Genomic DNA, 22,571 nt, shown 5'->3' on the forward strand with positions numbered 1-22,571 from the left:
AGTATATATAATTATGTCTAAATTATTGATATAAAGTATTATAATATTATTTTTTTGTTGCTAATGAAATGAATTTATGTTTGGAAAAAGTGATTAGCTCTTCAAAAAAATCGGTAAATTCTTCTTCGAAGGCATCATAATGTTGTTCGAGATCTAAAATGGCAAAATTCATTTTAGACTTGTTTTCTGTTCTACGGTTCATGCCATTGAGTACACGTGCAATACCATCCATTTTAGAATAATTGAATATCCAATTATCGGCTATCATATAAGGCATCATTCGTTTTACGCCATCTGGTAAAATTTCATAGTTGTCCTCTAAAAGGTCATAAAAATCATCAACAAAAACATTCAAAGGAATATCAGAATATTTTGACCAATTTTTAGCTAGAAAATGATCATAGTAAATATCCACGATTACCCTACTATAATGACTATAGTTGGCATGTAATCGTTTACTACTAATTTTAGGTATATCGTGGGTGTCGGTATACGTGTCAATAAAACGATGCAATTTTATTCCTTTTTGAACTCTTTTGGGTAGATGGTCAAATTTATTACCGCGAATACTGTCGGCTATGAAATTGCCTATTGTAATTTCTTTATCATTAAAAGATAGATATATATGCGCTAAAAAGTTCATTCGCCTAATTTATGCTTCTTAAATCGAATTTACAAAGAAGGACCATAGTGGTAAGAACGAACCCTTTATATTTGCAAAAACTTATTAAGAATATATGACACTAATAAAATCTATTTCAGGAATACGTGGAACAATTGGAGGAAAGCCAGGGGATAATCTAACCCCTATAGATGCTGTTAAGTTTGCGGCATCTTATGGTATTTGGCTAAAGGACTATTCTAAAAAGGATAAATTGAAAGTGGTCATAGGTCGTGATGCAAGATTATCTGGAGAAATGATTCAGAACCTTGTGGTTTCTACCTTAATAGGTTTGGGTATCGATGTTATTGATTTAGACCTTTCTACAACACCAACAGTGGAAATAGCTGTGCCTATGGAAAAAGCTGATGGTGGAATAATATTGACAGCAAGCCATAATCCAAAACAGTGGAATGCACTTAAATTATTAAATGAAAAAGGTGAATTTTTAGATGCGGCGCAAGGTGCAAAAATATTAGAAATTGCAGAAAAGGAAGATTTTGATTTTTCTGATGTTGATGATTTAGGCGAAATTACTAGGAACGATAGTTATATTGATATTCATATTGATGAAGTTTTAAACCTTTCTTTGGTTGATGCTGAAGTTGTGAAAAAAGCCAAATTTAAAGTTGTTGTAGATGGTGTAAACTCTACGGGTGGAATCGCTATTCCTAAACTTTTGAAGGAATTCGGAGTAGAAGTGGTGGAATTGTATTGTAAACCAACAGGGCATTTTCCTCATAACCCAGAACCTTTAAAAGAGCATTTAACCGATATCAGCGAACTGGTAGTAAAAGAGAAGGCTGATTTCGGAATCGTAGTTGATCCAGATGTAGACCGTTTAGCATTTATAAGTAATGATGGTGAGATGTTCGGTGAGGAATACACTTTGGTGGCTTGTGCAGACTATGTGCTTGGTAAAACAAAAGGTAATACAGTGTCTAATCTTTCTTCTTCACGTGCATTACGTGATATTACTCAAAAGCATGGTGGTACGTATGAAGCTGCCGCAGTTGGTGAAGTAAATGTGGTGGCTAAAATGAAAGCTAATAAAGCTATTATTGGTGGTGAGGGTAATGGAGGAATCATCTACCCAGAAAGTCATTATGGTCGTGATTCTTTAGTAGGTACTGCATTATTTTTAATGTTGATGGCAGAAAAAGGAGGTACGGTTGCAGAACTTAGAGCAAGTTACCCTAGCTACTTCATGAGTAAGAAGAAAATTGAATTGACACCAGGTTTAGATGTAGACGGTATTTTGAAATCAATGGCTGAAAAATATGCCAAAGAGGAATTGTCTACCATTGATGGTGTGAAAATAGATTTTGCCGAGAATTGGGTTCATCTTCGAAAGTCGAACACAGAACCAATCATTAGAATATATACCGAAGCTAAGAGCCAAACTGAGGCAGATGGTTTAGCGAATAGAATAATTGGAGAGATTAAGGAGATTGCAGGTATCTAAGTTAATTTATTCTCTAAATAGGTTGTTCTAACAATTTTAGAAGTTTTGTGCTCCCCTGTATGGTTCCATCCAGGGGGCATAAAAACATAGAATAATTTGTTTTTAAATCCAGGAGCTTGGGCAATATCCTTAGCCAGAGCAATTATTTCGCCGAAGTAAACATCGAAAAAATTTCCGCTATTTACTTTTCGTGTAATACCATATTCCGGTTTAATTTCTGTTTGTTCTTCTTGGTAGGTATGAAATACTCTATCCCATATATTTAATAAATTACAGAAATTAGTATCTAAATAAAGTGGATTCTTGGCGTGGTGTACTCTGTGGTGAGAGGGGGTAAGCATTATTTTATTCAAAAATCCAAACCGTGCATCCTTAATCATATTTTCTCCTACATGAATAAATGCACCATAAGTACCATCAATAAACATTATTAAAAAGAGCATTACAGGTTCTACTCCTAAAAGTAGGCATACTGTTGTCCTAATAATATCTGCATAAGGTGCTTCTAGAAAAAAGTGTGCATAAGTCACAGATAAATTCATGTCTTCGGGTGCATGGTGTGTAGAATGCAAGCACCAAAACAATCGTACTTTGTGGCCTAGATAATGATAAATAAAATGACCTAACTCCCAAACTATATAACCGTAAATAAACCAATACCAGTTAGATTCTGTTTTAATTAGTGCATAAGGTTCTAGCCAGCCAATTAATAGTGTGACCATTGCAATGGCAATAAATCGACCAACAAATCTATTGAAAACATAAATTAAGAAGTTTACCTTGTAAACCTTTGTTTGGGGCTTTTTATAGGCTAAACCAAGTATAAGTTCTAATAATACCAATAAAGGAATAATAGGATAAATTAGACTTTTGATTCCGTCATAGGTCCTAAAAGCACTATAATCTCCACTTTTAATTATCTCCCATGCCTGCGAAATACCTAAGAAACCAAAAACTTCATTATATATAGTATCTAAAATCTCCATGTCCTTTGTATTTGTCTCATCAAATGTAGTAATGAATTCTAAAAATACAGAAATAGAGGCAATTTGGTGTGTAGAGCAACAAATTGAAGCTATCTTCAGGTTTTAGCGAAGGCAGCGGGTTTCTTATCCCTGTGTTTCCAGCGTTTATGCGTCCATAAATAGTATTCAGGTTTTTCTCTGATTTGCTCTTCTGTCAATCGAAGAAACGTATTCGTTATTTCATGTTCTTCAGTTTCTTTACCATTTAGGGCTATAGGTATAAGCTCTGCTTTATAATGACCTCGTTTTACCTTACTAACCTTTAAAAATACCGTAGCTAGTCCTGTTTTACGAGCCAATGCTTCACCGCCATTAAAAATGGGAACTTTAATACCCATAAAGTTGGTCCAGTAGTGTGCTCTATGTGCTTGTGGTGATTGGTCGCTCACCATACCGTAGGTGGCCCGAACATTATTTCTGAAATTTTGAATGACTGTTTTTGCTGTCTGGCCTTGTGTAATTAAGGTAGTATTCCATCGAGCTCTTGTTTTTCTAATGAATTTATCAAAATAAGAATTGTTTACTTGTTGATAGACGGCGTATCCTTTAGAGTTTACATAATTGTTGATGCTTACATTCCATTCCCAATTGGCATAATGTGCACAAAGTATTATAATACTTTTTTCTTTTTCAATTTCAAGTAAAACTTCAGGATTTACAACTCGGTATTTTTTGGCTACCGCCTTTTTACTCAGGTTCATGGTTTTTACCATCTCTAAAAAAGTATCGCAAAGATGTTTGTAAAATTCTTTTTCAATGCGATTTATTTCTTCCTTCGGCTTATCTGGAAATACCAAATTCAAGTTGTTTTGAACAACTTCACGTCGATAGCCAAACACATGGTACACAAAGAAAAAAGCAATATCAGAAAAACCATAAAATAATCGATGTGGCAAAATGGAAATTACCCACATAAATGGGTAGATCAAAACAAAGGCCAATAGCTGCATTCTCAAAAAATTATGGGCAAATATAGTTATATTTGACGCCAAATAAATGGTAGATAATGTACAACATTGATATAGCGACAATAGCAATAATTGCGGCAAACGTATTGGTTTCACTTAAAGGTTTTAATGACACCTCTTTCTTTGAGCGATATAAATTCAGTATTGGGGCTATAAAAGCAGGACAGAAAGAACGTATGGCGACTTCTGGGTTTTTACATGTAGATATTTCGCATTTATTGTTTAACATGCTCACCCTTTATTTTTTTGCTGGTGTGGTTATCAATTGGTTCGGTCCTGTACAATTTTTTATAATCTATGCGGTAAGTCTTATGGCGGGTAGTCTATTGGCGCTAAGCTTTCATAAAGATGAACCCTATTATTCTGCTGTTGGTGCAAGTGGTGCGGTTACAGGTATTTTGTATGCTGCAATACTTTTGCAACCAACTATGCAATTAGGTATTATGTTCATTCCTATACCTGTGCCAGCTTATGTAGTAGGTATAGGGTATCTACTGTATTCTATATACGGAATGAAAAAACGTTTGGGTAATATTGGTCATACGGCACATTTCGGTGGTGCGATAGGCGGCTACGCTTGTACTTTATTGTTTATGCCAAGTTTGTTACAAACTGAAACTCTAATGGTTGGCTTGTTGGCTCTCCCAATTATCTTACTCTTCGCTCTTGAGAAGATGGGTAAGATTTAACAGATTTTGTGTTTTATTTATTCCTTTTCATTGTTTGGATTAATAAGGGCTGCATTTCATCGGATTTTTCTGTGTATATACAACATTCGGGTACAACAAGTCGTTATTGAAAAAACCCGAATTAAAAATGAATTCAAACCTATCTATTAGAAAAGTATGGTCAATAGCCATATCTGTTACGTTTTTAGTAGCAAGTTGTAGTGATGAAACTACAATTTTTGAAAATCCTGAAGATAATTTAGTAAAGGAAACCAATCAGTTAAAATTAGACAATAGTGTAAGTTTCGAACGTGCTGGTGTTCTAGATATTTATGAGGATCCTATTTCAAGCGCAAAAAGGTACAATGCGACTGGTAAGGCTGAACAAGCTGGTGATTACCCTCTTACTTTGGTTGCACAAATTGCACCTCCTTCATTTGAAAATGGAGAAAATTTAACTGCTACGCATGTAGCCTTAAATGGTGATTATGGTTACGTATCTTATAATACAGTTGGCCAAGATTATGTAGGTGCTGTCGATGTTATTGATATTAGCGACCCAAATAATCCAAGAGTTACATCTAGAGTGTATTTTACAAATGCAGACCTAAATTCGATAGCTTATGACGCTGGTTACGTTTATGCAGCTGGTGGTGTAGATTCTGAAAAATCTGTTACTGCTACCGCAAACTCGGTAGTGGTTAAAATAGCGGTAAGTGGAGGTAGACTTAACACCTCAGATATAACTTTCGGATTTCAAGAAGGTTTTAACGCAACAGATGTTAGTATTATGAACAATAATGTTATCGCTACAAGTGGTCAAGACGGTTTTGTTGTTATTTATGATAAGAATGACATGAGTATTTTGAATGAGGCTTCCTTTGCCGATTTACGTTCCGTAGCTTATAATGGAAATGAAATAGCTGTTCTAGATGCTGCCCAAGGTGTTAGTTTCTTAGATCAAAGTCTTAATGTAACTAGAACTATAGGTATTGAATCAGATTTTGGAATAGACGCTAAGCGTACCTTAGATTTTTCTAATGATAACATTGTTGTTGCGGAAGGCTCTAAAGGAGCGGGTATATATAATGCAAATTCTGGTAGTTTTGTTGAATATTTGCCTATTCTAACAAGCCCTGAAAACGCTGAACAAGGTGATATTGTAACGAATGGTGTTGCTGTGAATGAAAATGTTTTGCTTATGGCAAATGGAGCAGGAGGACTTAGTCTTAATGAAAATACAACTGATAATACTCAAGGTGTTGGTGTTATAGAGCTTACTGGTTCTATTAATTATGTAGCATCTAAAGGAGATTACATTTTTGCAGCTTCAGGTAAATCCGGATTTCAAATCATTAAGTTGAATAGACCTACCCAAAGTTTGGTGAGTAGTTGTGAAAATTTGGCTTCATTCAACGGAGATTCGCGTTATTCTGTTCCAGCTGGGGAAGAACAAGCGTATTCTGGATCAAAACGTTTCAATTCATTGACTGTTGAGGGTACTCTATTACTTTGTGGTTCTTGGACAGTTAAAGATGATATCACTATTAATGAGAATGGTGTTTTTGAAATGAACGGAACCATTGTTGTTGGTAGAACAAATAGATCGCGAGATATTGTCGTAAAAGCTGGGGCTACGCTTCGTATCGAAGGTAGTGTGTCAATTTATGGCGATTTAATACTTGAAGATGGTGCTACTGTAGAATTCTTAGGAGATAGTACCATAGCTGTAATTTGGGGCTCTGTTGTCAAAGCAGGTAGTGCTACTGTAACAGGTACGTTTAACGATTATTTCAATAAGTTTTAATATCTCAAGCTATAAATAAAAAAGCCCCAAGGTGATTTCCTTGGGGCTTTTACTTTTTAAAATAGGGTGTTAATTTAAAAGCTCAGCAACTTTCTCTTCAAGTGCCGTACCTCTTAAGTTTTTAGCCACGATTACTCCGTTTTCATCTAATAGGAATGCCGCAGGAATTGCTTCTACATTATATAATTTTGCAATTTGATCGTCGAAATATGCAATGTTAGAAATATGGTTCCATTCTAAACCATCTTCAGTAATTGCTTTCTTCCAAGCTTCTTCTGTTCTGTCTAAAGAAACACCTAAAACGTTTAATCCTTTGTCATGGTATTTATTGTATACAGCAACAATATTAGGGTTTTCAGCTCTACATGGTCTGCACCATCCTGCCCAAAAGTCGATTAAAGTAACCTTGCCCATTACCTCTTTTAAAGCTATTACTTCACCCTCAGGATTTGGACCTGAAAAATCTGGGGCAACTGCACCGATACTTGAGTTCTTACCAGCTTCTTCAGATTTTTTTAGTTTCTCAATGCCTTCTAAAACCTTTTTGCCAGATGGCGAGTTTTTAATTTCCTCAGACATGGTATCGTAAAGACCTTCAATTTCCGATAATGAAACAGCTTTTGTTGCAATTGCTCTATCAAGAACAAGCGCTGATATTAGAGCATTTGGGTTGGCTCTTACATAATCCAACTCGAAAGTCTTATACTTTTCTTGTAATTCTTTGAACTCATCTTGCAATGCCAATGCCGCTTCGCCAGTGGCAGCTTGCATATCTTTTTGAATAGATTGAGCCTGCAATGAAATTTCTCTTGATTGCTCCATATAATCAGCAAAAGCATCGTTTTGAAAAGTCCCGCTAATCTCAGCAAAGCCCATACTATCTCTTTCAGCATTGAATTGAATATCTCCGTTTTCTAATATCACAGCAGTATAGCCTGGTAATTGTTCAACAAAAATATAATGCAGTTCAGGTATATCAGCTTTTCCGGTAAATTTAAAATCACCATTGGTAGTTATTGCTGTGTCTACCTCTATAGGTTGATTGTTTTCACTTATTTTTTTAAGGAATACTTTTGTGCCATCAGGTATTTCACCTCTTAATTTTCCATTTAAGGTAAAGCCTTCAGGGGTGGAGTTGCAACTGAACATTAAAATTCCAGTTAGTAAAATTACAATGCTATTTTTCATAAAATTCACTTAGTTTAAGTTACAAATGTACTTATATATGAGATATAAAAAAAGACCCCTAACGCATTGGTCAGAGGTCTTTAAATTAGTTTTAAGCTAGTGATCAGAACTGGTAACGAATACCAAGACCTATATCAAAATCGAAATTATCAGAAAATCCGTCATAACCAACAACACCTAATTCTGGTCTAAAATCCAACGAAAGAAGTAAAGGAATGTCAAAATTATATTCAATTCCTATATCACCAGCGGCAAAAACAAATAAACCTCCATCATTATTGCTGTTTGGGTTATTTGGAAAATCTACACTGCCTAAGCCACCGCCGATACCGTAATACCATTGAAAGTCACCTTCAATAGTACGTACCCATTGGTATAGGCCGGCAATTTTAAAGGCATTGAAATTTCTACTATCACGCCAGCCTAGGTCAAATTCTAACCTATTACTCTGGCTAAGTGATTTTTGATAGCTGATTTCAGCGCCAAATCCGTCACTATCCCCTAAACGTAAACCTAATGCATGATCGGCAATTTCCTGTGCTGATAGAGAGCAGGTGGCCATAAATAATAATACTGAAATACCTTTTAAAATCTTCATATAGTTCATAATTTTTGTGATGAAAAATGAGCTTTTTGTAATGTAGCTCACACAATAAAACTTAATTTAGCGGTCAAAATTGTGCTACGTTGAAAAATAATTTACTGTCAAAGTTACAACAAGATTTAGAAGGGGATTTACAATACGATGATTTAACGAAAGGACTCTATGCTACAGATGCTTCCGTTTATCGAAAAATACCCGTTGGCGTTGCTTTTCCTAAAACAGTATCTGATATAAAAAAAATTGTAGTATTTGCTAAAGAGCATAAAATAGGATTAATTCCAAGAACTGCTGGTACTTCATTGGCAGGGCAATGTGTTGGCGACGGTTTGGTAGTGGATGTTTCTAAAAACTTTACTGAAATTGTAAGATTAGATGAAATTAAAAAGCAAGTAACTGTTCAGCCAGGTGTTATTAGAGATGAACTTAATCTGTATTTAAAACCTTTCGGATTATTTTTCGGTCCTAATACGTCAACTTCAAATAGATGTATGATTGGTGGTATGGTGGGTAACAATTCTTCAGGTACCACTTCAATTCAATATGGGGTAACAAGAGATAAGGTTGTTTCTCTTAAAACAATTTTGGCAGATGGGAGTGAGGCTGAATTTGGGCGAGTTTCAGAAGCGCAGTTTCATCAAAAACAACAAAATAATACATTTGAAGCATCACTTTATAATAGTATTTATAAAGAATTGATTAATAAAGAAGTATCTAAAGAAATTATTGATAATTTCCCTAAGCCCGAAATACATAGAAGGAATACGGGTTATGCGGTTGACGAATTGTTAAAAGCTGATGTGTTTGGGGGGCAGCAACCGTATTTTAACATGGCAGAATTACTGTGTGGTAGTGAAGGAACTTTGGCATTCACCACAGAAATTACAATACAATTAGATGAATTACCACCTGCATATTCGGCAATGGTAGTCACTCATTATACTTCGTTAGAAGATTGTTTAATGGATGTTGTGCCTGTAATGGAGCATCCTCTGCAATTGTGTGAAATGATGGATAAGGTAATTCTTGATTGTACCAAAAATAATCGAGCGCAACTGGCCAATCGCTTTTTTGTAGAAGGTGATCCAGAAGCATTGTTAATGCTACAGATTAATGCGCATACCGAGGAGGAACTGGAAAAGGAGATCGTTTCACTGATTAAAACAGTTGAAGATTCTGGTTTAAGCTATGCGAATGCAACTTTGGTAGGTGATAACATTGCTAAAGCAATTGAACTTCGTAAAGCCGGATTGGGACTCTTAGGTAATATTGTTGGTGATATGAAAGCAGTCGCATGTATTGAGGATACAGCTGTGGCATTGAGCGATTTAAAGGAGTTTATTGCCGAGTTCACTTTAATTATGAAAGGGTATAACCAAAAGGCAGTGTATTATGCGCACGCTGGTGCTGGTGAATTGCATTTGAGGCCCATACTTAATCTAAAAAAGTCTTCTGATGTAGCTTTATTTAGGAACATTACCACTGATGTAGCTAAGCTTACAAAAAAATATAGGGGTTCTTTTAGTGGTGAGCATGGAGATGGTATTGTTCGGGCAGAATTTATTCCATTAATGATTGGGGATAAAAACTATGAGCTTCTAAGAAGGATAAAATCTTATTTTGACCCACAGGGTATTTTTAATCCAGGAAAAATTGTAGATGCTTATCCGATGGATAAATCATTTCGATACGAAGTTGATCGTGTAGAGCCTGAAATTAAAACGTTATTAGATTTTTCTGATAGTGAAGGAATTTTAAAAGCAGCTGAAAAGTGCAATGGTAGTGGCGATTGTAGAAAAACACACCATATGAGCGGTGGTATGTGTCCAAGTTATCATGTCACAAAAAATGAAAAGGATACCACACGTGGTCGAGCGAATGCATTACGAGAATTTTTAACAAACCCAAAGAGTGTCTCGAAAAACGAATTCGACAGTCCGGAAATAAAGGAGGCGTTTGATTTATGTCTTAGTTGTAAAGCCTGTGCTAGCGAATGTCCTAGTAATGTGGATATATCAACCTTAAAAGCTGAATTTTTATATCAATACCAAGAAACGAACGGATACCCATTACGAGGTAAATTGTTTGCTTATAACACCAAACTTAATGGTTTTGGGAGTAAAGTTGCTGGTTTAACCAACGTTGTTTATGAGTCAAAATTATTGGGTGGCCTACTTAAAAAAGCAAGTGGAGTAGCCAAAGAAAGGAGCTTGCCAAAAGTTTATAGTTTTAATTTTAATAATCACTTACAAAATATTGTAGGTCAACATACTACGACTAAAAATAAAGTAATCTTGTTTATTGATGAATTTACAAGGTACTTAGATGTAGAAGTTGGTAAAGATGCAATAGAATTACTAGTTCGTTTGGGATATAATGTGGAATTATATTTCGCTGAAAGTGGGCGAACCTTTCTTTCTAAGGGGTTTTTAAAACAAGCACAGAAGCTGGCTGTGAAAAACACAAAAGAATTAAAGAAATTTGCTGACTTGGGATTACCAATTTTAGGTTTAGAACCTTCAGCAATTCTTTCTTTTAGGGATGAATACAAACGTATGGCAGCCGATAAAGAGGTAGCTCAAAAAATTGCCGATCATTCATTTTTAATTGAAGAGTTTTTGGCAAAGGAAATTTCAGATGGACGATTGAAAGTTACCGATTTTACAGAAGAAGCTAAAAATGTTAAAATTCATAATCACTGCCATCAAAAAGCATTAAGTAACCAAAAAGTGACTTTCGATGTATTGAATCTTCCTATAAATTATAAAGTAACCATAATTCCCTCTGGGTGTTGTGGTATGGCTGGTTCTTTTGGTTATGAAGAAGAGCATTATGAAACGAGTATGAAGATAGGAGGGTTGAAATTATTTCCATCAGTTAATAAATCTGCACCAGAGACCATAATTGCCGCAAATGGTACAAGTTGTAGACATCAAATATTTGACGGTACTAAAAGAATTGCAAAACACCCAGTGAGTATATTGAAAGAAGCCTTGGTAAATTAATTTTTGTCTAGACCATCACGTTTTTTTTTGTCTTGAACTTTACTTGCTTTATTCTGGGTAATTGTGGCTATGAGTTCATTCATATCCATTGATTTAAGTTCCTCATCCATATAAAATGAAGCTAACTTATCATTTTCGTAACGATATAACTTCCAACGTTTAAAAGAATATTCTAAAGCCGTCATATGTTCTACCCAATCACCAGAGTTTAAATAAAGGCATTCGCCTTTTCTGGTTGCAATAACTTGTTTGTTTGGGGAATGGCTGTGTCCGCATACGACATGGTCGTAATGCTGTTCAATAGCCATTTTGGCAACATTATGTTCAAATCGAGCAATCTGAACCGGGTCACGTTCTCCAAACTCTAATTCAGGATTTTCAAAAGGTTTGTTTTTCTTTCCGAATAAACGAAGCGTTTTTGTCTTCAGTTTAGAAAGTTTAAGTAAGACATCGAATCCGAACCCACCAAAATTTAAAATCCAATGTGAGTGTCTAAATGAGAAATCAAAAATATCACCATGAAAAAATAAGGTGTTCTTTCCGTTTAATTTTAAGGTAAGGCGATTGGAAACTTTAATTGCTCCCATATAGATGCCATCTATTTTACGAAAAGGTTCATCACGATTACCCGTAATAAAATGAATTACGGTACCTTTTGAAGCTATGGTAAATATTTTCTTGATTACTTTTAAGTGAGATGGAGGAAAGTAATTATTACGCATCTTCTTTGCGTCAAATAGGTCTCCATTTAGAATTAAAATCTTGGGATCGATACTAGATAAATAGGTAAGAAGCTCTTCTGCATGACATGCATAAGAGCCTAAGTGTACATCTGAAAGTACAGCTATTTCAAGACGACGTTTTTTCAAAGACGTAATTTTGAAGACAAAATTAAACCTATTGGTATGTTGACCTGCTATAATATAGGTCAACAATCCTTAATGATAAGGTTAAATTATCATTATCACAATTGTTGTAGGTTAACCTAATATTAAGCACTTTTAAAATTTTTCTTTCATGCATTTAACATTTACCTTTGAAGCCTGCGATGAAGTAAGCATTGCAAGCAGTATCAACTAATTTAGAAAGTACATATTATGGCCGGAAATACCTTTGGAACCATATTTAGGGTAAGCACTTTTGGAGAATCTCACGGAAAAGCAATAGGAGGAGTTATTGATGGATGCCCATCAGGAATTGAACTGGATTTAGAGGCTATTCAACGTGATTTAGATCGTCGAAAGCCAGGTCAATCTGCAATAGTTACACAACGGAAGGAGCCAGATGAAGTAGAATTTTTCTCTGGAATCTTTGAAGGTAAAACAACGGGTACTCCCATTGGTTTTGCCATACATAATACCAATCAAAAATCTAAGGATTATGGTCATATTAAAGATTCTTATAGACCATCTCATGCCGATTATGTTTATGATAAAAAATATGGCTTTAGAGATTATCGTGGTGGAGGTAGAAGTTCAGCTAGGGAAACAGCTAGTAGGGTAGTAGCCGGTGCCATTGCAAAGCAGTTTTTAAAAGGAATAGAAATACATGCCTTTGTATCTCAAGTTGGAGATATGAGGCTAGATAAAGACTATAAAGATTTAGATTTAAGCTTAACGGAATCAAATGCGGTCAGGTGTCCCGACCCAGAAATGGCAATGAAGATGGAGGACTATATTAAGTCAATCAAAAAAGAAGGAGATACCATAGGAGGTATTATTACCTGTGTCGCCAAAAATGTACCAATTGGTTTAGGCGAACCAGTATTCGATAAACTTCATGCAGAATTGGGTAAAGCAATGCTTTCTATTAATGCAGTCAAAGGTTTTGAATATGGCAGTGGTTTTGAGGGAGTAAAAATGAAAGGTAGCGATCATAATGACCAATTTAATAGTGATGGTTCTACTAAAACCAATTACAGTGGAGGTATACAAGGCGGTATTAGTAATGGAATGGATATCTATTTCAATGTTGCGTTCAAACCAGTAGCCACTGTAATACAAGGGTATGAAACTATAGATAAAGAGGGTAATAAAGTTCAGGCTCAAGGAAAGGGAAGACATGATCCTTGTGTTGTGCCTAGAGCAGTGCCAATAGTTGAAGCAATGACCGCAATGGTTTTAGCAGATTATTCCTTACTTAATAGAACCATTAAATTATAGGGTTCCTTCCTAGTACTTTTCCTATCAAAATACTATCTTACTTCCCTAAACTATATGTTATATGAGGAAGCTTGAGTTGCATTGGCAAATTCTAATTGGTATGTTGGCGGGTGTTCTATTTGCTTTTGCAATGGTTCAACTAGAATGGGGTCCGAAATTTATTTCGGATTGGATAAAGCCTTTTGGGAATATTTTCATCAATTCATTGAAACTTATTGCCGTTCCTTTGATATTGGCTTCTTTAATTAAGGGAGTATCCGATTTAAAAGATATTTCCAAACTTTCTCAAATGGGTGGCCGTACCATTGGTATATACATTGCCACAACAGTAGTTGCTGTTACCATAGGGTTAGGAGTTGTAAACATTGTGAAACCAGGTTCATCAATTACAGAGGCAACCCGAACCGAATTGGTAGAAAATTACAAAGGCGATGCAGAGGCTATAAAGTCTAAAGCAGATAAACAGAAAGAAGCAGGTCCATTGCAGGCATTAGAAGATTTAGTGCCAAGTAATATTTTTCAGGCAGCTTCAGATAATGGGAATATGTTGCAGGTTATCTTTTTCGCAATATTCTTTGGTATTGGCCTAATTCTTATACCTGAAGAACAAGCTTCGCCAGTTAAGAAATTCTTTGATGGTTTTAATGAAGTTATTCTAAAACTCATTGACCTTATCATGTTGGCCGCTCCTTTTGGTGTTTTTGCTTTATTAGCGGCATTGGTGGTAGAATCTCCAAGTTTAGATTTATTTAAAGCGTTGGCATGGTATGCTTTCTGCGTAGTTCTTGGCTTGACTTTAATGTTAGGTGTTTATCTGCTATTGGTTTGGGTAGTTACAAAAACGTCTCCGAGTACATTTATGAAAGGGATGTCTCCTGCTCAATTACTAGCTTTTTCAACAAGTTCAAGTGCCGCTACGCTACCTGTTACTATGGAGAGGGTAGAAGAGCATTTAGGGGTAGACGAAGAGGTGACAAGTTTTGTACTTCCTATTGGTGCAACTATAAATATGGATGGTACCAGTCTGTATCAAGCGATTGCAGCAGTTTTTATAGCCCAAGCTTTTGGTATGGACTTAAGTTTATCTGCTCAATTGGGGATAATAGTAACTGCAACCTTAGCTTCAATTGGAAGTGCGGCAGTGCCAGGTGCAGGAATGGTTATGTTGGTAATAGTACTTGCACAAGCAGGAATACCGGAGGCCGGATTAGCTTTAATTTTTGCGGTTGATAGACCATTAGACATGTGCCGTACGGTAATTAACGTTTCTGGCGATGCTGCAGTATCAATGATGGTAGCAAAATCTGTGGGTAAATTGGGGAAACCCAAAGTAAAAAATTGGGATGATAATTATAATAAGAAAGCGTAGTAATAGTAGTTTGAACTTTATCGATTATTTATTCGCAATGAATTGAAATTAGAGCTTTATGCTTAATTCAAAATACAATCAATCCTAAGTGTCAAATTTTCGGTACGCAGCCGTTGAGAACATAAATATTCCATAACAAACCATACCAATGGCTACTGCTCCTAATAGCCATTTGCCAAATGGTTGTTCCTGAATGAATGAAAAAGCTTCTGCTGTACCTTTCACGTTTTCGGAGGACGCGTCATGTAATGTTAGCCCTGCTTTCAGGAAAAAGAATGAAATAATTAAAGTCACAACGCCTCGTGAAATTAAACCTACATAACCTATTTTTTTAATGTACTCTCTTTTAGCCATTGCTGGTATAGACTTCATATCGAACTTATGAAGAAAGTTGCTTTTGTAGACTTTTACAAATTGATAAATTCCTTTACCAAGTAGTCCGGCACCAATTACCATAACTATAAAAACTCCTGTAGTACCTGTCAATAAAGAATTAGTAGAGCTGCTGTTTGACTTTAATAATGAAATTAGGTTCAAGGCATCGATAATAGACATTAATCCTATACTGCCATAAATACATCCGCTAATGAAAAATCCGATTCTTTTAATTATGCCTTTTATGTCATTGCCAATCTTTTCTGGGTCGTTTAAGCTCTCAAATATTCTCCAAATCGAATAACAGATAAGCCCAAGACCTAAAATAAAAATCAGAACATTGCCTAAAGGTTTATTTTCTAAATAGTCAATTACCGCTAATTTTCCAGCTTTTTGTCCACCCATATTAAAGGCACTGAACAAGGCTAATAAACCGGTTAAAGAATATACTATCCCTTTAGAAATAAATCCCAAAACAGCAACCCTCTTAAATTTTAGGTCCATATTATTTAACATTAATGAGTAATTAGTTGATAATATATATCAATAATTTGGTGTTAAACGGTGTAATAATGCTTAGGAATAAAAGTATTATGTATTGTGTTAAAATGAATTAACATTCATACAAAGTTTCGAATCTTAAATAAATTTATTTTTTAATTCTTCGGTAGGAATCATGCAAGATTCTTTTTTTCCGTACCATTTATAGCGATTCTTAGCGAAAAAATCGTATACGATATCTCTTAAAGGCTCAGGTAACCATAGTAAAATAGAGGAAATTGTACTTAGCCCTTTCAAATATTTACCTATTTCAAGTGCAGCGGTAGATTTAGTGTAATACGCTACATTGGGCTCTATCAAAATTATGGAATCAATATCTTCTGTGTCAATATTTCTTTCAGTGAGTAGCTTTTTACCAGTGTCACTCTGTAACGGAGTAAATCTAAATCTATCTTCTTTATCATTTTTAATGACAAATTGAACAGTAGTGTTACACAGATTACAAACACCATCAAAAAGGATTATTTTCTTATAATTTTCCACGGATTAAAGATACAATGAGTCTATATTAAAACGTGCAACTTTATAGTGTATTTAAGAAACTTGTTAAATCAGTCTCTTTATCTAAACCTAATTTCTTCTTTAGTCGATATTTAGATTTAAGAATGCTATCAGGTAAAACATTTAATGTCGAAGCTATCTCTTTGGTTGTTAAATGCATACGTAAAAAAGCCGCTAACCTTATCTCTTTTTCCGAGATATCTGCATACATCGTTTTTAATTTTTGATCAAAGTCGTTATGAACATCGGCAAAGTATGTTTTAAAAATTTCCCAATCCTTATCTGAGGCATTTTCTTTTTTTAATAGCATTACAATACGACGAAATTCCATTTTAAATTTCTCTGGAGAGTTTTTAATGTTTTCCAAATTTTCCATCAATTCTTGGATAAAGGTATTTTTCTGGACAAGATGGAGTGTCTGACTAGCCAGTTCCTTTTGTTTATGTTCAATTTCCTGTTTGTAAATCTCTTCTTGTTTTTCCCTAGCGATCCGATTTTTTTTCATTCGTTGCCGAAATCCAAAAATAGAAAGTCCAAACAATGCAAGGGCTGAGGCCATGCCGCCAGCATACAGCCCTTTTTTCAATTTGTCTACTTTCGCCTTTTCATTTAAAGTTTTGATTTCTTCTTCTTGAAGTGCAATTTCAGCTTCTTTTTTTTCAATTTCGTAGATTGTTTTTAGTTCTTCAATTTGTTGTGTCTTTTTCTCATTAAATAAACTGTCGTTAAGTGTTTGAAATTCCTTTAAATCCTGATAAGCTAATTCACTATAATTTAACTTATTTCTAATGGTTGCTCTAATCATCAGAGCATCCCTCAATGTTGGCAAAGCCTTTATTTTTCTTGCAATTTGGATGACTTCATTAATATTCTTCAATGCAACAATTAACTTGTTTTTGGCTATATTCAGGTTTGCCATTTCCTTAAGAGCTTCGGTTAAATTAAACTTTATGTTCTCCGTTTTGGCTATTTGTATAGACTCAACCAAATAGGTTTCTGCCCTTTTAAATTTTTTTTCGTTATAATCAAGTCTGGCTAATCCATTAAGGTTTTGGGAAATCATAGAACGGATATTCATTTCTCTTGCTAATTGAATCGATTCTTGTAACAATTTGCGAGCAAGAGCTAAATTGTTCATTTGCTCAGCAGCTAAACCGGCCACGTTGGCGGCATAACTATGATAGATTTTGTCTTTATTATCCTTATAAATTGCGATAGCCTCCTGAGCATAATCGAGACTCGTTTTATAATTTCCTAATTGATATTCAATATCGGCCAATTGCTTTAATGCATCTCCCTTTCTAACCATATCGCCAACATCTTCAAAAAAGCGCAAAGCTTTTAAGGTATTTTCTAGGGAAATCCTATAATTTCCTTTTTCAAAATATATACCTCCCAATACTTCATACTCAGAGCCTCTTAAGTCAAAATCTCCCAAATCTGAATTTTTTCGATTTTCATCGGTATACATTTCCAAAATGGAATTAGTTAGGTGAATAGCATTATCAAATTCACCTTTTTCCCTTTCAATGGTACCCAGAGAGTGTAGTGCAAATATTTGGCCTTTGACAGAATTTAATTTCTTAAATTCTTTAAGTGCTAAGTTGTGATAAAATGATGCTGAATCATTTTTAGATTGGTTGTAGTAATAATTTCCGAACTGTAAGTAACCATTAGCTACTCCTTTTTCATATCCGATTTTTCGCGATAGATTTTGAGCTTGTTTGGCGTAAATGAAAGCTTTTTCATTATCCATAAACATCATTCTTTCATGAATTCTAGATAGTACTTTGGCTTTTAAAATATTATCGGGTAACGATGCGGCATGTTGAATTAAACTATCTAGCTCTTTTTGTCTATCCTGAGCTTGTAAACATATACCGGAAAATAATAGTAATACTATGGTGAATTCGGTTAGTTTCATAAAATTTGATTTAGATATCTAATTCAAGTTAATGATAATACGTTTTTTAAAAAAGGTAAGAAATGAACAAAAATCTTCTTGTCCATACCAAGTCCATAACATGTTTAACATTTTTGTCTATATAAAAATGAAGGGAAGCCCCATTCCATTTGGTCTAACCAAGATTTGGTGTATTTATAAATAATAGTATTGTCCAGTACTAAACGTTAGGGGTTTTGATGCACTTGTCCATAGTTTGTCCATAGATGAAATTAGATAAACATCTGATTACTAGATAGTTTTATAGTGTTGAATCTATAACACCAAGAAATTATGAAAACAATTATGGAAAAATTTAAATTATCTAAAACTGGTTACGGCCTTCTCATCGCACTACTCATTGCTTCCTGTGGAAAGGATAGTATTGAACCTGTTTTAGAAAACGAATCGGTAAATGGGGTAGAGGCAGATAGTATTAATGTCTATTTGACCAGCCTTTCCTACGATCCTGATAATCTCTTGAACGTTCAAACAAATACAGGTAAAAATGTTAATGAAGGAAATCCTGTGAAAGAAACAGATATGGGATCTGTTGAGGAATGTAGAACAAATAATTATAGTATCCGTTCGAATTTTGAAGATGTGGCAATTTTTGATCCAACTTTGGGAGTTGTCTACCCTGGGGCTTTAGTAATTGGAAATACGGAAATGTTAGATGGTGCTCCAGAACCATTACAGATTCAAAGGGCACCGATGAAATTACGTTTAGACCTTCCAGGAATTGGCGAAAGAGGAACCTTGATGGTAGAAAATCCTACATTCACTAATGTACAAACGGCAATAGATGATGGTTTGGAATATTGGAACCAAGAAATAGCTCCACAGGGATATGAAATAGCCTCCAATGCATTTTATGAATCTACTACAGCCTATTCTTCACAGCAAATGAGTTTGGATTTAGGAGTGGGAGTAGAATGGGCATCAGGTTCCTCTTTCGAATCTCAGTTCAGTTATGATAATACTACAACCAAAAGAGTCGCCGCTATTTTATATCGTCAAGTTTTTTACGAAATAGTTATGGAAACCCCAGAAACACCTGCAGAAGTTTTTGGAGCACAGGTAGATTTAGCCAAAGTGAAATCTGCTATGAACTCATCGACACCACCTGCCTACGTAAGTTCCGTACAATATGGAAGAATTATCATGGTACGTATGGAAACCACTAGCACAGAAACTAGTGTAGAATTAGATGCGGCCCTAGAATATGCAAGTATTGGCAAAGATGTTGACGCATCTGTTGAAGCGAAGTATAAATCGATCTTAGAGAAATCGACGATAAACGTAGTTACTATTGGTGGCAATGCCGAAATCGCTTCAAAAGTGATTACCGGCAGTGATGTTGCTGAATCTGGGGGACTCAATTATGTTATATCAGAAGGAGCTTTGTATAGTCGAGAAAACCCTGGTGCACCCATAGCATATACCGTTAAATATTTGAAGGACAATAGAATTGCGAAGATGGGGTATAATACCGATTACAGATTGGAAACTTGTAATACCTATGCTTACGATCATGAAAGTTTAGATGTAGATAATAATTCTATTTTTGACATTAGATTTAGATTTATCTACAAAAGCCGAGACGGCAATAATACTACCGTTGGAGGGTATACAACCGTGAACAATGGACAACGAAAGGTGATAAGCCCACCAAACGGAGCTCATGATGTAAAGGTGGAATTTCAGTTTCAAGATGCTTTTGTATGGACCAAATTTGGAGATACAAAAAGTTACGGATATATAAGCTCACAGAAATGTTTTGAAATTACCAATGATGGCATTTTGCAAGGATTCCGCATTTATTTGACCCCAGTCACTTGTAATTAAAAAGATAGCGTAGGAGTTAGTGCATGGCAGCTGGCCGCTCAGGTTAGGTTCAACAACTTGATGCCGGCTGTTTTAAAAAAAATTATAAATAAATAAACAAAATAGTATAAATATAAAGTTTTAAAACCAATAATTATCGTATACGATTAATCGTAACTTGCTGTTTATTAAAATCTTGTATAGCTTATTTCTTTTTTTCTACCATTTCTAATTGATCCACACTTACATTGGTTGTAAAGATTCCATAATTAACAATTGCTTTACCTTTTTCAAGGGAATCTATACTGCCTACAGCTTTACCATCGGTCATACGAACTCGGTCTCCGATATTAAAAACAGGTCTTGGCTTGTTCTTTTCTTTATGAACAGCTTTTTTCTTCTCTACCTTCTTCTTTTCTCGAATAACTTCAACTTCTTTTTGTACTTCTTTTGCTACTTGTACTTTTTTTGTTCGTTCAGCTTTTGCTTGGTTCGCTGTTTTTTTCTTGCGTTTACTATTTTCCGTTTCTACAATTCGTAATAGCTCAGAAACTAATGGACGTTTCTTATTATCTTGAAAATACTTGTCTGCCGCAACATTCACTTTGTTTCCTAATTGTATCATTCGTTGGTCGTGATCATACAATTCCTGATAGTTCTCTAATTTTGACTTAACCTTGGCATTCAATTTTTCTAAACGCTCGTTTTCTTCCCGTGCTTTTACCTCTTCCTCCTTTAATCTAGAGCCAGTTTCAGCCATTTTACTGCGCTCTTTTTGCAGTTTCGCTATAGTAGCGTCAAAACGAACCTTACCACGCTCAATCTTCTTTTTGGCCTTGTTGATAAGCGAGTAGGGGATGCCATTCTTCTGGGCAACCTCAAATGTAAACGAACTACCGGCCTGCCCTAAAATCAATTGAAAGGTAGGTTCAAGAGTTTTTCCATCAAAAAGCATATTAGCATTGGTTACATGAGGTAACTCATTAGCAAGGGCTTTAAGATTCGCATAGTGGGTTGTGATTACGCCAAATGAGCCACGTTCGTAGAATACTTCTAAAAATGCTTCGGCCAATGCCCCACCTAATTCTGGATCACTACCCGTACCAAATTCATCAATTAAGAATAATGTTTGATTATCACATCGTTTCAAAAATTGGTTCATGTTCTTTAATCGATAACTATACGTACTTAAATGATTTTCAATACTTTGATTGTCACCTATATCAGTTAAAATCCTTTTAAAAAAACATACTTCGCTTCGTTCGTGAACAGGAATCAAAAGCCCACTTTGCAACATTACCTGCAGTAGACCTATGGTCTTTAGGGTAATACTTTTACCACCTGCGTTAGGTCCTGAGATAACAATAATGCGATTTTCGTTATGCAATTCTATGGTCTGAGGGAATGTCTTTTCGCCTTTACGCTTATTATTTAAAAAAAGTAATGGATGAAAGGCATCTCGAAGATATAAATGATTATTGTTGTTTATTTGGGGTAATAAAGCATCTATATCTTCCGCGTATTTAGCTTTTGCCGCGGTTACGTCTACTTGGGTTAAATATTCTTGATAGTCTCTTAAAAGCGCTCTAAAGGGTCTAATTTGGCTCGTTAGTTGCTTAAGAATGCGTTGTACTTCTTCTTTTTCCTCAAATTCTAAATTATTGAGTTCACGACTATACTTTAAGGCCGCTTCCGGTTCAATATATACAATACTACCGGTTTTTGAAGTTCCCATTACAGCCCCTTTTACTTTTTTGCGGTACATTGCTTTAACCGCTAAAACCCTTCTATTTTCTACGACGGACTCTCGAATTTCGTCCAAATAGTCGGATGCTTGGTACATATTTAATGCGGAGGCAAAACTTTGAGTGATTTTGCCACGTACTTGATTTATTTGTCTTCGAATACTAAAAAGTGAATCAGAAGCATTGTCTTTAACCTCTCCGAAACGGTCAATTACAGTATTGATTAAATCTGGTATTTGTGTATTGGGTTCTAATCTAAATACGAAATCATTAAAAAGCGGATAATAATCTTTGAATTTTTTAAAGAATTTATGGTGCAAGGCTACCGTTGTACATATACTTGCAATACGTTTAAACCCTTGTAATTCTAAAGTGGTATTTTCAATTTTTAAAAGTCTAAGATCCGCATTAATACTATCGAAACCATGGTTGGGAATACGATTTTCACTTATTAGCGAAGAAAGGTATTCTGCAGTTTTTCCTAGCTCTAATTTAATAACTTCATCTGTGGTAAATGGAGCAATTTCCAATGCGGCTTCTTTACCCAATTGTGTATGGCAACGAGCAGATACTTGTATTAATACTGATGGAAATTCTAAGTCTTGTAATGTTTTGGAATGTATGTTCGCCACGTTTTGGTATAATAAGCAACAAAGGTACGGATTGCCACTCATATGAAGAAAGCAGGATTACTCCAAATA

At 35.1% G+C, this 22,571-nt stretch carries 17 protein-coding genes; 7 read left to right on the forward strand and 10 right to left on the reverse strand.

Annotated features, from left to right (window positions below; genetic code table 11):
- Positions 1-46: 46 nt before the first annotated feature.
- Positions 47-643, reverse strand: coding sequence for an acyl carrier protein phosphodiesterase (locus tag BMY56_RS03000; protein ID WP_091619648.1), 597 nt, complete (start codon positions 641-643; stop codon positions 47-49).
- A gap of 94 nt (positions 644-737) precedes the next feature.
- On the opposite strand from BMY56_RS03000, the gene glmM reads away from it, so the two are divergent.
- Positions 738-2,126 (forward strand): phosphoglucosamine mutase, encoded by a 1,389-nt coding sequence (gene glmM / locus BMY56_RS03005; RefSeq protein WP_091619651.1) that lies wholly within the window; start codon positions 738-740, stop codon positions 2,124-2,126.
- On the opposite strand, the gene BMY56_RS03010 is transcribed toward glmM, so the two are convergent.
- On the reverse strand, positions 2,123-3,112 hold the full coding sequence (locus BMY56_RS03010) for a sterol desaturase family protein (RefSeq protein WP_091619654.1): 990 nt from the start codon (positions 3,110-3,112) through the stop codon (positions 2,123-2,125). The genes glmM and BMY56_RS03010 overlap by 4 nt on opposite strands.
- A 95-nt stretch (positions 3,113-3,207) precedes the next feature.
- A complete protein-coding gene (locus BMY56_RS03015; RefSeq protein ID WP_317040589.1) occupies positions 3,208-4,215 on the reverse strand; it encodes a lysophospholipid acyltransferase family protein in 1,008 nt (335 codons plus the stop codon).
- Here BMY56_RS03015 and BMY56_RS03020 point away from each other — a divergent pair.
- On the forward strand, positions 4,158-4,808 hold the full coding sequence (locus tag BMY56_RS03020) for a rhomboid family intramembrane serine protease (protein ID WP_091619660.1): 651 nt from the start codon (positions 4,158-4,160) through the stop codon (positions 4,806-4,808). The genes BMY56_RS03015 and BMY56_RS03020 overlap by 58 nt on opposite strands.
- A gap of 127 nt (positions 4,809-4,935) precedes the next feature.
- The gene (locus BMY56_RS03025; RefSeq protein ID WP_091619662.1) at positions 4,936-6,594 is read left to right on the forward strand and encodes an LVIVD repeat-containing protein; all 1,659 of its coding nucleotides are present in this window, start codon (positions 4,936-4,938) and stop codon (positions 6,592-6,594) included.
- 69 nt (positions 6,595-6,663) lie between these two features.
- Here BMY56_RS03025 and BMY56_RS03030 read toward each other — a convergent pair whose 3' ends face one another.
- Together BMY56_RS03030 and BMY56_RS03035 are read right to left on the reverse strand one after the other, a co-directional pair.
- Positions 6,664-7,782, reverse strand: a complete 1,119-nt coding sequence (locus tag BMY56_RS03030) for a TlpA disulfide reductase family protein (protein WP_091619665.1) — start codon at positions 7,780-7,782, stop codon at positions 6,664-6,666.
- Positions 7,783-7,885: 103 nt separating this feature from the next.
- A complete protein-coding gene (locus BMY56_RS03035) occupies positions 7,886-8,380 on the reverse strand; it encodes a hypothetical protein (protein ID WP_091619669.1) in 495 nt (164 codons plus the stop codon).
- Between the two features lie 89 nt (positions 8,381-8,469).
- Here BMY56_RS03035 and BMY56_RS03040 point away from each other — a divergent pair, with 89 nt between their 5' ends.
- Positions 8,470-11,388, forward strand: a complete 2,919-nt coding sequence (locus BMY56_RS03040) for an FAD-binding and (Fe-S)-binding domain-containing protein (protein ID WP_091619672.1) — start codon at positions 8,470-8,472, stop codon at positions 11,386-11,388.
- Here the strand turns inward: BMY56_RS03040 and BMY56_RS03045 are convergent.
- Entirely contained in the window at positions 11,385-12,257 is an 873-nt protein-coding gene (locus tag BMY56_RS03045; RefSeq protein ID WP_091620070.1) for a UDP-2,3-diacylglucosamine diphosphatase, read from the reverse strand. The genes BMY56_RS03040 and BMY56_RS03045 overlap by 4 nt on opposite strands.
- Positions 12,258-12,485: 228 nt before the next feature.
- On the opposite strand from BMY56_RS03045, the gene aroC reads away from it, so the two are divergent.
- Positions 12,486-13,550: a chorismate synthase gene (aroC, locus tag BMY56_RS03050; protein ID WP_091619675.1), complete on the forward strand. Its 1,065-nt coding sequence runs from the start codon at positions 12,486-12,488 to the stop codon at positions 13,548-13,550.
- 61 nt (positions 13,551-13,611) lie between these two features.
- Entirely contained in the window at positions 13,612-14,919 is a 1,308-nt protein-coding gene (locus BMY56_RS03055; protein WP_091619678.1) for a dicarboxylate/amino acid:cation symporter, read from the forward strand.
- An 84-nt stretch (positions 14,920-15,003) separates the two neighbouring features.
- Here BMY56_RS03055 and BMY56_RS03060 read toward each other — a convergent pair whose 3' ends face one another.
- From BMY56_RS03060 to BMY56_RS03070, 3 genes are all read right to left on the reverse strand, one after another.
- Positions 15,004-15,798, reverse strand: coding sequence for a DUF1206 domain-containing protein (locus tag BMY56_RS03060; RefSeq protein WP_177170911.1), 795 nt, complete (start codon positions 15,796-15,798; stop codon positions 15,004-15,006).
- A 135-nt stretch (positions 15,799-15,933) separates the two neighbouring features.
- Positions 15,934-16,338, reverse strand: coding sequence for a thiol-disulfide oxidoreductase DCC family protein (locus tag BMY56_RS03065; protein WP_091619685.1), 405 nt, complete (start codon positions 16,336-16,338; stop codon positions 15,934-15,936).
- A 40-nt stretch (positions 16,339-16,378) separates the two neighbouring features.
- Complete coding sequence (locus tag BMY56_RS03070; RefSeq protein WP_177170912.1) at positions 16,379-18,112, reverse strand: tetratricopeptide repeat protein; 1,734 nt, start codon at positions 18,110-18,112, stop codon at positions 16,379-16,381.
- 480 nt (positions 18,113-18,592) lie between these two features.
- On the opposite strand from BMY56_RS03070, the gene BMY56_RS03075 reads away from it, so the two are divergent.
- Positions 18,593-20,146, forward strand: coding sequence for a thiol-activated cytolysin family protein (locus tag BMY56_RS03075; RefSeq protein ID WP_091619690.1), 1,554 nt, complete (start codon positions 18,593-18,595; stop codon positions 20,144-20,146).
- Between the two features lie 184 nt (positions 20,147-20,330).
- On the opposite strand, the gene BMY56_RS03080 is transcribed toward BMY56_RS03075, so the two are convergent.
- Entirely contained in the window at positions 20,331-22,502 is a 2,172-nt protein-coding gene (locus tag BMY56_RS03080; protein WP_091620073.1) for an endonuclease MutS2, read from the reverse strand.
- Positions 22,503-22,571: the final 69 nt, after the last annotated feature.

The sequence above is a fragment of the Maribacter orientalis genome, from assembly GCF_900109345.1.
GTDB classification, from domain to species: Bacteria; Bacteroidota; Bacteroidia; order Flavobacteriales; family Flavobacteriaceae; genus Maribacter; species Maribacter orientalis.

What these genes read in the sequence shown, in the direction of transcription:
- BMY56_RS03000 (WP_091619648.1), bottom strand. Translation starts at nt 643, where the DNA reads ATGAACTTTTTAGCGCATATATATCTATCTTTTAATGATAAAGAAATT.
- glmM (WP_091619651.1), top strand. Translation starts at nt 738, where the DNA reads ATGACACTAATAAAATCTATTTCAGGAATACGTGGAACAATTGGAGGA.
- BMY56_RS03010 (WP_091619654.1), bottom strand. Translation starts at nt 3,112, where the DNA reads ATGGAGATTTTAGATACTATATATAATGAAGTTTTTGGTTTCTTAGGT.
- BMY56_RS03020 (WP_091619660.1), top strand. Translation starts at nt 4,158, where the DNA reads ATGTACAACATTGATATAGCGACAATAGCAATAATTGCGGCAAACGTA.
- BMY56_RS03025 (WP_091619662.1), top strand. Translation starts at nt 4,936, where the DNA reads ATGAATTCAAACCTATCTATTAGAAAAGTATGGTCAATAGCCATATCT.
- BMY56_RS03030 (WP_091619665.1), bottom strand. Translation starts at nt 7,782, where the DNA reads ATGAAAAATAGCATTGTAATTTTACTAACTGGAATTTTAATGTTCAGT.
- BMY56_RS03035 (WP_091619669.1), bottom strand. Translation starts at nt 8,380, where the DNA reads ATGAAGATTTTAAAAGGTATTTCAGTATTATTATTTATGGCCACCTGC.
- aroC (WP_091619675.1), top strand. Translation starts at nt 12,486, where the DNA reads ATGGCCGGAAATACCTTTGGAACCATATTTAGGGTAAGCACTTTTGGA.
- BMY56_RS03055 (WP_091619678.1), top strand. Translation starts at nt 13,612, where the DNA reads ATGAGGAAGCTTGAGTTGCATTGGCAAATTCTAATTGGTATGTTGGCG.
- BMY56_RS03060 (WP_177170911.1), bottom strand. Translation starts at nt 15,798, where the DNA reads ATGGACCTAAAATTTAAGAGGGTTGCTGTTTTGGGATTTATTTCTAAA.
- BMY56_RS03070 (WP_177170912.1), bottom strand. Translation starts at nt 18,112, where the DNA reads ATGGATAATGAAAAAGCTTTCATTTACGCCAAACAAGCTCAAAATCTA.
- BMY56_RS03075 (WP_091619690.1), top strand. Translation starts at nt 18,593, where the DNA reads ATGAAAACAATTATGGAAAAATTTAAATTATCTAAAACTGGTTACGGC.